At 39.3% G+C, this 10,953-nt stretch carries 12 protein-coding genes; 9 read left to right on the plus strand and 3 right to left on the minus strand.

The features are described 5' to 3' along the window. Nucleotides 1-387 precede the first annotated feature (387 nt). The 3 genes from ACSZO4_RS22595 to ACSZO4_RS22605 all read left to right on the plus strand — a co-directional run bounded on the left by ACSZO4_RS22595 (nt 388) and on the right by ACSZO4_RS22605 (nt 2,919). Entirely contained in the window at nt 388-1,077 is a 690-nt protein-coding gene (locus ACSZO4_RS22595; protein ID WP_437891297.1) for a hypothetical protein, read from the plus strand. 85 nt (nt 1,078-1,162) lie between these two features. Then, nucleotides 1,163-1,822 (plus strand): hypothetical protein, encoded by a 660-nt coding sequence (locus ACSZO4_RS22600; protein WP_437891298.1) that lies wholly within the window; start codon nt 1,163-1,165, stop codon nt 1,820-1,822. 11 nt (nt 1,823-1,833) lie between these two features. After that, the gene (locus ACSZO4_RS22605) at nt 1,834-2,919 is read left to right on the plus strand and encodes an XRE family transcriptional regulator (protein WP_437891299.1); all 1,086 of its coding nucleotides are present in this window, start codon (nt 1,834-1,836) and stop codon (nt 2,917-2,919) included. A gap of 87 nt (nt 2,920-3,006) precedes the next feature. Here the strand turns inward: ACSZO4_RS22605 and ACSZO4_RS22610 are convergent, their stop codons facing one another. Further along, nucleotides 3,007-3,384: a hypothetical protein gene (locus ACSZO4_RS22610; RefSeq protein ID WP_437891300.1), complete on the minus strand. Its 378-nt coding sequence runs from the start codon at nt 3,382-3,384 to the stop codon at nt 3,007-3,009. Nucleotides 3,385-4,017: 633 nt separating this feature from the next. On the opposite strand from ACSZO4_RS22610, the gene ACSZO4_RS22615 reads away from it, so the two are divergent. Beyond that, nucleotides 4,018-4,572, plus strand: a complete 555-nt coding sequence (locus ACSZO4_RS22615; protein ID WP_437891301.1) for a DNA-directed RNA polymerase subunit beta — start codon at nt 4,018-4,020, stop codon at nt 4,570-4,572. A gap of 16 nt (nt 4,573-4,588) precedes the next feature. Beyond that, nucleotides 4,589-5,248, plus strand: coding sequence for a hypothetical protein (locus tag ACSZO4_RS22620; protein ID WP_437891302.1), 660 nt, complete (start codon nt 4,589-4,591; stop codon nt 5,246-5,248). A gap of 49 nt (nt 5,249-5,297) precedes the next feature. Here the strand turns inward: ACSZO4_RS22620 and ACSZO4_RS22625 are convergent, their stop codons facing one another. Together ACSZO4_RS22625 and mobQ are read right to left on the minus strand one after the other, a co-directional pair. Then, nucleotides 5,298-5,771 carry a hypothetical protein gene (locus ACSZO4_RS22625; protein ID WP_437891303.1) on the minus strand — a complete coding sequence of 158 codons (474 nt, stop codon included), beginning with the start codon at nt 5,769-5,771 and terminating at the stop codon, nt 5,298-5,300. A gap of 130 nt (nt 5,772-5,901) precedes the next feature. Further along, entirely contained in the window at nt 5,902-7,329 is a 1,428-nt protein-coding gene (gene mobQ / locus ACSZO4_RS22630; protein ID WP_437891304.1) for a MobQ family relaxase, read from the minus strand. Between the two features lie 924 nt (nt 7,330-8,253). Here mobQ and ACSZO4_RS22635 point away from each other — a divergent pair. The 4 genes from ACSZO4_RS22635 to ACSZO4_RS22650 form a co-directional block, all read left to right on the plus strand. Then, nucleotides 8,254-8,508: a hypothetical protein gene (locus ACSZO4_RS22635; protein ID WP_437891305.1), complete on the plus strand. Its 255-nt coding sequence runs from the start codon at nt 8,254-8,256 to the stop codon at nt 8,506-8,508. Further along, nucleotides 8,505-8,789, plus strand: a complete 285-nt coding sequence (locus tag ACSZO4_RS22640) for a conjugal transfer protein TraD (protein ID WP_437891306.1) — start codon at nt 8,505-8,507, stop codon at nt 8,787-8,789. Before ACSZO4_RS22635 ends, ACSZO4_RS22640 begins: the two co-directional genes overlap by 4 nt. Before the next feature lie 190 nt (nt 8,790-8,979). Beyond that, nucleotides 8,980-10,431: a shufflon system plasmid conjugative transfer pilus tip adhesin PilV gene (locus tag ACSZO4_RS22645; RefSeq protein WP_437891307.1), complete on the plus strand. Its 1,452-nt coding sequence runs from the start codon at nt 8,980-8,982 to the stop codon at nt 10,429-10,431. Between the two features lie 262 nt (nt 10,432-10,693). Further along, nucleotides 10,694-10,953, plus strand: a 260-nt coding sequence (locus tag ACSZO4_RS22650) for a type 4 pilus major pilin (protein WP_437891308.1), incomplete at its 3' end; no start/stop codon positions are given.

Here is a 10,953-nt window from a genome sequence, read left to right on the forward strand (position 1 = left end):
GGGCATCGTGAAAAATCTATGGCAAAGAAAGCCTTATGTTCTCATAACTGACGATTAAATCGCACCTTCCTTAATAATAGCTATTATGTTTACTATACCATGGTGAAAGTAGATGCTTAAGATAATACAGTACTGATGAAAATTCATACTCTGACTAATCGCTATTATAAAAACATCAAAGAATTTCGCTATGTGAAATCTAATTTCTTTTCGAGCATTCTATCAGATATAACAAGCTTTATCTTATGAGTGTTAACTCATAAGATAAATATCATCTCAAAATAAAGTTAAAAGCAGTAAGTAAAACATTAATGCTCAAGAGTTAAATTTGATTTTCTTAAAATAAATATGCTATTAAAAAAATAAAACAAAAAGGAAAATCAGAGAATGAATAATATTAAAATCATTACGCTATTTAACGCTAACAAAAAGGTACCATTTATGACCTGTATGGTTAAAGGCATTGAAGAAAACAAACACGGGATAAAACTTATCCTAGAAAATGGCAATAACATCTTTGTTAAAGATTACGACTATTTCTTCCTGTCAGAATCTGCAAATGAACATGATAAAGAACGTATGGTAAATGTATTTGGGAGATTGATTTCTGAACTCAGCCAAGTCAGCGAAGAAACAATAAAATCTCTGATTTCAGAGACCAATACCTACAACAGCCAGCATCCCAACACACCCGTTAGTGTTTTGGATGATTACTATTACTGCGGTAGGGTAAAAGCTAATGCTCCAGATGAATCCGCACTGATGAATGCACTTGGCCTACAGGATCTACGTAGGGCCATAGCTGAAGATAACTTTTTATCTGAACTGGAAGCCTCTGGCGGTATCGTGCTTCACATGGACATGGGCTATCCAGTAGCTGAATACAAAGGTGCAGACATCAGGATAGCTATAGAGCCGATAAACCTTGCTCATATGCGAGATCTGACCAATGGCTATGTGGTAACGTTCAGGAACGGTGAGTTTGAGCATGAGATGGATGGCGTTCTCTATGAGACGTTATCTCAGGCTGTTGATAGGTTTAAGATCGCTGTTGTGTTGTGTGAAGATAAATCTTAATCGAGCATTTAATTTTCATAAGACTTCTTGTTTTATCCCCTCAAATGAGGTTTAATAATCGGAAGTTAGCAGCGGGGACAATGTTATGCTAGATCAAAAAATTTATATGGAACAGCAGGCTACAGATAAACTAGGCGTGATGGGGTTATCTGTTGATGATTTTGTATTCGCTATTTCCAGAGCTATCTATGAGAGCCGTCGTAGTTCGCCGTTGCATCCAAAAACAGGGGCTATGACATATGGTTGGCTGGAAATGGTCGCAGCCTTCAGGGAAAGTGTTCTATCGGATAGCAGAGGATGGAATTATACAAGGGACAGTGGTCTTGAGTATACGGTAAATTCAGCTCTGGGTTTGAGTATTATTATTACCAGTGGTGATAAGGACACAGGTTTATTGGATGGATTTCCCAAAACAAAAAATTGTAAAGGGGCTGCGACTGCAGATTTAGTATCTCGAAATTTAGATTTATTCTCTTCTAATGATTTTGATGTTAATTCAGAAATCGAAGAGATCTCTATAGACTCAACTAAATCCTATGTTTTCCTCTATTTCTTTGACCATGCAACTAAAGAAGTTCGATGCGAGATTTCTTTGCCGAGTGGAATGAATGGTTTCAACGGACACAATAAAATAGCTCATTGGTCAGAAAGAATAATTCTTCCTTCTGTTCCGTTTACTGCGGCGATTGAAACTCCTAACAAAGAATTCAATGATCAAATCGATATTGATGTATCTCGTAAGTGATTGGTAGAAAAATGGAGATTAATCCTGAACGATTGAAACTTGCTCGTTTACGTAGAAAAATGACTTACAGCGCATTAGCTACGGCAACAGGGCTTTCTTCTAAATCTGTGGCAGAGTATGAAAAATATGATTCTCTGTTTAGCCCAAGTGAGCAAACGTTGAGCATTTTGGCTAGCATCCTTGGTTATCCAGTAAGTTTCTTTTATGGTAAGGAAGTAGATTTTGTTGATCCATCAACAGTTTCTTTTCGCTCACTAAAAAATTTAAAAGCTGCAGAGCAACATGCAGCAGAAGCTGCGGGTAGTTTAGGTGTAATAATTAATAATTATTTCGAAGATATATTTAATCTTCCCTGTCTGAATATCCCTAATTTGAGAGACTATGAACCCGAAGTAGCCGCTGAGATTGTTAGGGAAAAATGGGGGTTGGGTGTCAAAAGTATTTCGAATATGGTTCATTTATTAGAAGCTAATGGCGTCAGAGTATTTTCTTTAGCTGAGAACACTCTTGATGTTGATGCTTTCTCCTTTTGGAAAAACGATACGCCATATGTTTTCTTAAATACTCAAAAAACAGGTGAACGAAGCCGCTTCGACGCAGCTCATGAACTTGGACATCTTGTTCTCCACCGGCATGGCTCTCCTCAAGGAAAAAGTGCAGAGGAAGAGGCTGATAACTTTGCTTCAGCTTTTTTGATGCCTAAGCGGACAATATTAGCAACAAAGATGGCATTTCCAACCTTGGATGGAATCATTTCGATCAAAGGAAATTGGCTTGTCTCATCTGTAGCACTTATTGTAAGGATGAAGAATGTCGGTATACTGACTGAGTGGCAATACAGATCGCTAATGGTCGAAGCGACGAAGCGTGGGCTTCGAAAAAGTGAGGTTAACGGAATAGCCAGAGAGAGGTCATTAATTATCGATAAATTGCTTTCTTCTCTAAAAAAAGAAGGGATAGGGATATTCGGGCTTTCTAAAATGTTATCCATCCCTACCGATGAGTTAACACATTTGCTTTTCAGACCGACAGTTATTAATGGAGATGGACTAAATATAGGCAGCTCAAACAATAAACCTTCTCTTAAGCTAGTTTGATTAAGTATTATTTAATAGCACAGAAATAACCTTTATAATCAATGATGTATAGCGCCTGCTAATGATGTAGGCGCTGTTTTTAAAGATTTAATCCAACAACCCACGCGAAACCTTACTCGCCGTCTGACTGAAATTATATCGATCAACAACATTCCCCTTGAACCAAATCTCTAACGAATTCATATGTGCTGTGCTGCTGTTCTTCAGCAGGGCCAGACCGGGAATGTAGTTCGAGATCTGGCTCTCGCCTGACATGCTGGAGTAGGACCACATTTCCTGTCCATCATTGGTGGCTCGTGTTTGTGGCTCCCCGAATGCGTTAATAACATCTTGCTGGGTAGTTTTCCCTTTAACTATTTTGTTTTTTACGGTTTGTTGCGATTCGTCTTTCAGGGATTTGTTGCCATAGGTGGTGCAAGCGGTAAGAGGCAGGATCACCAACGCAGCGATAAACAGTTTTTTCATGTTAACTCCATATAAACAGTAAACGTAAAAATAGGCGCAAAGAATCCGGGGCCAGCGTTGTGCCGCATCTGGCTATTAAGACTCATGTAAATCAATAGTGAAGAAAGCCGCTTATCAGAAGCCTATGAGTTTTTCTATCTAATCAGCTAACGGCATCCCTCATGGTTGTTTTCCCTGATGCTGCATTAATAAAGGCCAAGAAAGGGCCATCGGGCAGTGCTGGTTGTTGGTCATAGGGTTTGACGTTCTATCCCTACATACCAGCGAATAAACGCTCCAGTGATCCTTCTGTTTACTTTATCCAGTAACGATTCATCTAGCAAGAAAATGATCGATATTGCAGATCAATAAATGCATATTGATAGTCTATGTCGATTAAAAATGCTATATCGATCGGTATTTTAATTGATATAATCGATCAAATAATAAAATACGATAGTTAATATCTATCATTATTTTGATTTTGATCGTTACAAACGATATGACGGCCCTCAAAAATAATTGAATCCTATCAATTGGTTAATCAGGTGGTTTTGCCGTGTTATGCCAGTAAGAACAAGGTTCAACGATTACAGATGCGCAGCAGACTACCTCTACATAACAGCATTTTTGATTATCAGGATGGATAGGAAGATGAAGAAGGTTTTACTGGTTACTTGCACGGCTCTTGCTTTGGTGGGATGTGGTGAAAAAGGCGACTTTGAAAAGGCTATCAACGCGAAAATTTCAAAATCAAAGGTGTGCTACTCACTGCAAAACAATGACTTTGCTTTCAACAAAGGTTTTCCAGTAAAGGTTAATCATGGCTACCGTTCTGCTGGATACAATGCCAGCGATGAAATCCTGAACGGGCTTGTTGAACAGGGGCTTCTCACTGTTTCGCAGCAACCTAACGGCTTTGGCAGCGTTGATGTGTTAGAGGTTACAGACAAAGGACAAGAGGTTGATTTTTGGAACCGTGAGGAAGGTGCCTGCGTGGGCCATCGTGCTGTTGCTGAGATCACCAGTTGGACTGAGCCGAGTGATGGCGCTGGCGCTAAAATCACACAAGTGACCTATACGTGGAAACTGGATGGCGTTCCGGGCTGGGTTGATAAAAATGCGTTCTCTGGCGTCAAGGGGATGGCTGAATCAGAAGAAGCCAAAATTGTTCTGGTGAAAACCAATAACGGCTGGTCTGCTCGGTAATTACAGGAAGAACGCTATGAACTCTATCTATTGGGCGATTTCCTTAGGGCTGCTGATAAACATACCATCATTAGCTCCGGTGTTGTTTCTCCGTAAGGCATCAAAAAAGGTAAAGGTATCGATGGCAGTCAGGCTTTACCTGCTTAACACTTTCTTGGTGCTGTCGTTGGTGACGGTCTCGCAGAACACCACGCAAAAATACGGCCTGTTTCCTATATGGCTGATTATTACTGCTATTGGGCTGTTTGTGATTATACTTGTGCCAACGATAAAATTTATACGTAAGCATTTAACCGTAGGTAAAAGTCGGGCTGTTATTCTCTCATCATTCCTGATTGTCTACGCCAGTAGATTTCACGGCGTGTTTTCAGATGTGAATGGCAATGGATATACGCTTAATGGATACAATGTGGTGTGGACATTGTTCTTCTTGTTTGCCTGCTTGCTGGCCTATCTTGGTTGTACTGGGAGTAAAACATATTCTGGTTATTCTGCGCCGTCATCTTCACCGCTGCCCGATTATTTTAAGCCGACCAAAGAATATGAGACGCAATCACAGATTGATTACGATATTGCTGTGAAGGGGCGGAGTGTTCTATCTGATCCCAATCTGAGTATCGTTGAGCAGCAACGTTACCGGGATGCTCTTGAGCAAAGAAACGTAGGGAACGACTAAAATATAAAAATAATGGAAGGTGGTATCGTGCCTTCCATTTTGCACAGGGCTATTTATAGACGTATAACTTCTTTTCTAAAAATGATGGTTTTTCTCCAATTAACGTTATCTCTTGAAGGTATACTTTTGTTTTTTTTGTATTAAATAAATGATCGCCTCGATACATGGATATTTCTATCAAAGCACTTTCTATGTCATCTATACACTTGTCTTTGTTACAATTGCCATGTGCCTGTAATTCTGCAAAGGAAAGTAACTTTGTCCCTTTTTTTGCTTCCTTTATATGTTCAATTAGTTCTTTAGCGTTTAGCTCTTGAGATATTCTTCTCTTCAAATTAGATGCTTTCCCAATATATAGTGCTTCTCCGAATTCAGCATAGCGTCGATGAAAAATATAAATTCCATAAGTTTCTGGAATTTGACATATTAGTTCATGTTTTCGGTTATAGTCAATGTCTACAAGATTTATTGGCTCGTGCCAGTACAGTTCGGCTGGACTTGAGTATATTTCGTTTGGATACATTATAACTCTCTACTCCATAATGAAATAAATCGGTAGAATTGTCTCATGTGATTTATTAGTGTGCAATACCATTTGTCCATAAACGCTGGTTGGTATTATATGGATATCTACTTTAAATCAATCGATTATTTCAAGTTTGATCTCGATCATAACCCGGCGGTTTCAACTGTGGTGTAGGTGGTTTCCTTTCAGCCGCTAGCGTTGGTATGTAGTCAAGATCGCTATCAAGCTGTGCTGGCTTAACTGGACGACTTGGAAAACGCCTGATCTCATCCTTGGTTGGACTATAAGTGTCGCTGTTAAATCTGGCTCGTCTCTCATGCTCCGCACGTTCAACATAGATGCCCTTTACCTCATCAAACACGTAGTTTTCGGCAATACGTTTATCGTGTTCAACATCAGAAGGAACCACCGTGTGCTTCTTCTTGGCCCAGACAAATTTCTCTTTTATATATCCTATTACCAATAGCGTGAAACGCTTGAACACTCCACTCTGACGAGGTTTAACCTGCTTCCTCTTACTTTTGACAGGAGCACGTTTAATCGTACTGGCAGTTGGGAAGGATGGGGTTTTCAATTTAGTGCGTGTATGAGGTGTAGGGGCAACCAGAACAGGATGTTGATCTTCTGATGACGACGACTGCGAACCTGTTTCAGAGAACTCTGTTCGAGGTTGTATTTCAGGCAATACGATTTCAACAGGCTCAGGCATTTCGGATACGGTGAAACTTCTGAGGTCGACAACGATCTGCAGATCTAAGTCTTTGAAGGTGTTATATGTGGCCTGAGCTTCTTGTTTCATCTCATCACGAACAGCCTGTTCAGCAGCACGTTTTTCCTGAACGTGTTTACTGTTCCACTTGGCGCGATGAACACGTTGCATTGCTGGACGGCTGGTTGCTGTTGCCTTGGCGAGCCATAACGCTTTTTCTTCGACATTTAGGGTAATAGCGGCGTTTTCGAGTGCTTCAGTGTGTTGAGCATCAATAGAGCGATGATCAATACGTTCATTACTGCCAGTAGTGGCAAGATAGCGATTGGCAATCACAGACCACGATTCACGCCAAAGGATTACATTTTTCTTATCGTTCCAGCTTCTTTCTTTTTTGCCGAAGCCATCAGCGGTGATCGGTTTTAATGTCAACATCACATGCGCATGAGGATTATTACTGTCAAGATCATGAAAAGCAATATCGGCAATCATTCCTTTATCAACGAAATTTTTCTGGCAGTATTCAACAACCAATTTTATCTTGTCTTCATTGTTAAGCTCACAGGGAATAGCAACATCAAAATAACGGGCTGTTTGACCGTCTTTCTGACGCTCAACCTTTTCTACTTCATTCCATAGGGCGGTAGAGCTTTCAATAATATGGGCGGGTGCTGAAAGTGGAGCTAATATCTGATGATAAAATAAATCTGTTCTGTGACTGAAATCGTAAGTATTGCCAGTGCGATCATCTGTTATCTTGCAACGCACATGGTAAGCCGCCTTCCTACAGGAAGACATGCCCTCCGAACGTTTCACAATTTTAAACTCCAGATGAAATATTGCCATAAAATACAAACCTCAAATATAACTATGCTGCTGTTAGTTTTTCGTAAGAAAAACTCTATGTGTTGACCTTGGTTTTGCTTTTAGCCTGCGGCAGGCAACCGTCGGTAGACCCCACACGCTCACGAAGTGAGTGTATAAGTGGGCATTGTTTTTTCTAACAATGTAAAACCCTCTACTTAATTAATACGAAATATATGAATGCCTGTAAAACAAAACGCCAAATTAAGCGGCGCAATCTGGATGAAAGGGTGAAGTATTCCGCGATATTACCCCGATGGGTTTTAGATGGCGTCCGAAGGACAAGATGAGTGTTAATTTATCCCGCCGTAAGGCGGGAAAGACCTAAAAGAGAAAATAAGGGGCTTGTTAGATAGTTTTCCCTGTTGCACGATTAACAGGTTAGTCTTATAAATCAGAGTAAAAAATTAACAGGTAAAATGAAAAACACTAACGAGAAAAATTAAGTAACGTGGTGAGTATTAGACAAAATAGTTAGTGATTACTATCACGTAGTGTTGTTTTATTTAATTCTCCACCATAATTTTCGCAGTTCTATTCAACTGGTAAGACCGCCACTCCTTTATGGTGTGAATGTTATGGAACAGTTAATCACTCATATATAAGCGCTTAACTTATTTAACAGCTCACTTGTGAACGGTTAAGTTAATTATATAGTGGCTAATACTTAAACTTGCCAACATAAGTGATATAAGTTAAATAAAATGAAACGTGAAAAAGGAGAAAAACATGAAGTTAGGGGTATTGGATGAAGTAGCGTTAATTTTAATGGGCATTAATGCTGTGATATGGGCTATTGATATCAGTCTTATGAGTTTATATTTTATTAAATAAATATATATTTCAGTATTGATAATTATTCAAAATATGGTAAAGGAGAATGTATAACATATACAAGGAGGTTTAATGTATAAAAACAACGATGAAGCCATAGATTTTGAAGCCAAAAAACTTCTTGATGAAGGTGTTTATACCGATACAGAACAAGCCTATTTAGAAGCAGAAAAACGAGTGAATCAGATAAGGGAAAAATTCAGAGAGCATCAGGTTAAACAGATATTTAAATTGAAGATAAAATCAATCAAGAAAAAACTGAATAATGATGACTATGTTAATATTCCTTATAATAAAAATAGAAACCATTGGGGGGATGACATATGACAACAAAAACGATAAAGCAACAAATTGCTTCAGCACAGGAACGTCTATACTTCTTGGAAGCTAAAAAGAAACAACAAACGAAAAAAGAAAATACCCGTCAGAAAATTATTTTCGGTGCAGAGGTTGCCAAAGTCTTAGGATGTGATATTGGTTATGTAGATAAGGAACTGGTCTTTGGGATTCTGCTTGATATCCCGAATCTTCATGAAAGTGATATTGAAAGTTATAAAGCACAGGGCCAAGTCTATATCGAAAGTGTTTTAAATAAATCCAAGTCCTAATCATGTTTTTCACGTCCAAACGGTGAACCGGCCTAAAACTCGCTTTTAGGTCGGTGAGCTGTTGAGCAAGCCCCAGAGGGCGCGGTAGTCAATTCTGAAAATTCCCTCTTTATAAATATCAATCCTCTATTGACCACTTCTTTATTTTTGCTAATTAATAATTACGTGAAAATAAAAAGGACGATGAAAAATGAAAACAAATACACAAAAAGGGTTTTCCTTATTGGAAATAACATTGGTTTTAGGTATTGGCACTGCAATGGCTTTCATAAAGTTTCAGGACATGAAAAGCGATCAGGAAACCATCATGGCGAATACCGTAGGTTCGCAAATGAAACAGATGGGAGAAGCGACTAACCGCTATATCAGCATTCGCTTTGACAAACTTTCAACCCTGTCATCGAGTAGCAGCCAGACCAGCGATCCGGGTCCAAGAACCTGTTCGGCTAATGGCTGTGAAATCACTTACCAGACGTTGGTTAATGAAGGTTTGCTACCAGCAGGGTATACTGGTATCAACGTGCAGAGGTCCTCTTATAAGATTCTGTTAAAACGCGCTGGCATTACGCCTAACTATGTCATCAACGGGTTAATCATCACAACCTTACCTTGGACCGAAGGAAGCCGTGTTCGTTATGACTTGTTGGGCCGAGCCATGCAAGCAGCAGGCATTGATAGTGGTATGACAAAAACCGCTTCTGTTGCATTTGGCTTTGGTGGTCAATGGACCGAAAACCAAAGCAATTACGCCGGGATCAAAGCTGTGGGTCTGCTGGCCTACCGCGTTGGATACGATTCCTCAATGTATTCTGTTTTTCTGCGTCGTGATGGCACATTGCCAATGACGGGCGATCTCAACATGGGAGGCCAAAGCATCAACAACGCCAAAGACATTACCGCGTCAGGTGATGTAAACGCAGTTTCATTCAATGGTTCCTATGGACGCTTTGCAAAGAACGTGAATGTTTCCGAAGATTTATACGTTGCGGGTTTTTCGTCTTTTGCGAAAAACGTCAACATGAGCAGTTATCTCACGGTTAAAAGCGGGATCAACTCTGAAAGTTATGTTTCAGCCAAAACAAATAGCAGCCGCCTTCAAATTGGTGGGGGTGGTTCCAGTAATCAGAATGCAGTGCTGTTGAATGTCTCCGGTGGTTCGGGTGATGGATATCTCTCTCTTACAGGTAATAATAATTCTTCTGTAAAACTTGATATATGGGGAAGTCAAAAGATACGTGGCGATCTTATTTTGTCAGCGTCAAACGACGGTAAAACCACGGGTGCTGTCTCTGCAACAGGGAATATTTCCTCTTCGGGAACGGTTTCAGGGCAATATTTAAAACCTGTTTCTACATCAGTTGAAGGATCGGCTTGTACATCGAATGGATTAATTTCAAAAATAAGTGATGGATCCTTATTGAATTGTATTAATGGTATATGGAGGAGTCCAGTAAGCTTACAAACCATGACATTTATGTTGGGTGGCGATCACAAAAACTACGGGGATATTTGCCAAAGGCATCTGAATAATAATGGTCTTTCAGCTAACGGGTGGATTATTACGGGTTCGGATGTTTGTACCGAAGATGAACATTACTGCACTATAGATAATGTAAAATGTTATGCGATTAAACTTAAATAGTATTTATTGCCGCGATTTTTAAATAAAAATAATAACATCATCGGTTTTAATAGAATTCTCTCATTGCTTAATCTTGGTTTGTAAAAATATATCTTTATATGGACTTGTGGTTATTGGAGTATTTCATTATTGATTTTAGTTGACAAGATTAAAAAAGCAACCCTTTTGTCTTATTAAAAAATAATTATCAAGACATCGTTCTTGATTAATTCAATAAATACTTTATCTCTTGTTTAAAGTCTAATTAAAACAGGAGATAAAAATGAAAAAAACATTCATCACCAGAAAGAACAGAAAGGGATTTTCCTTACTTGAATTACTTCTTGTACTTGGTATAGTCGCAGCACTGGTCGTCGGGGCATTTATCGTGTATCCCAAAGTTCAGGCTTCCCAGCGTGCGGAAGCGGAATCAAAGAATATTGCCACGATACAGGCGGGGGTTAAAGCACTGTATACCTCCGCATCCAGTTATTCCGGATTAACCAATACTGTGGCAACAAACGCTAAAATTTTCCCGGATAA

Source organism: Phytobacter sp. V91 (assembly GCF_965644225.1).
GTDB lineage: Bacteria > Pseudomonadota > Gammaproteobacteria > Enterobacterales > Enterobacteriaceae > CBFFRJ01.

Coding starts and splice junctions, on each gene's coding strand:
- ACSZO4_RS22595 (WP_437891297.1), top strand. CDS start 388: ATGAATAATATTAAAATCATTACGCTATTTAACGCTAACAAAAAGGTA.
- ACSZO4_RS22600 (WP_437891298.1), top strand. CDS start 1,163: ATGCTAGATCAAAAAATTTATATGGAACAGCAGGCTACAGATAAACTA.
- ACSZO4_RS22605 (WP_437891299.1), top strand. CDS start 1,834: ATGGAGATTAATCCTGAACGATTGAAACTTGCTCGTTTACGTAGAAAA.
- ACSZO4_RS22610 (WP_437891300.1), bottom strand. CDS start 3,384: ATGAAAAAACTGTTTATCGCTGCGTTGGTGATCCTGCCTCTTACCGCT.
- ACSZO4_RS22615 (WP_437891301.1), top strand. CDS start 4,018: ATGAAGAAGGTTTTACTGGTTACTTGCACGGCTCTTGCTTTGGTGGGA.
- ACSZO4_RS22620 (WP_437891302.1), top strand. CDS start 4,589: ATGAACTCTATCTATTGGGCGATTTCCTTAGGGCTGCTGATAAACATA.
- ACSZO4_RS22625 (WP_437891303.1), bottom strand. CDS start 5,771: ATGTATCCAAACGAAATATACTCAAGTCCAGCCGAACTGTACTGGCAC.
- mobQ (WP_437891304.1), bottom strand. CDS start 7,329: ATGGCAATATTTCATCTGGAGTTTAAAATTGTGAAACGTTCGGAGGGC.
- ACSZO4_RS22635 (WP_437891305.1), top strand. CDS start 8,254: ATGTATAAAAACAACGATGAAGCCATAGATTTTGAAGCCAAAAAACTT.
- ACSZO4_RS22640 (WP_437891306.1), top strand. CDS start 8,505: ATGACAACAAAAACGATAAAGCAACAAATTGCTTCAGCACAGGAACGT.
- ACSZO4_RS22645 (WP_437891307.1), top strand. CDS start 8,980: ATGAAAACAAATACACAAAAAGGGTTTTCCTTATTGGAAATAACATTG.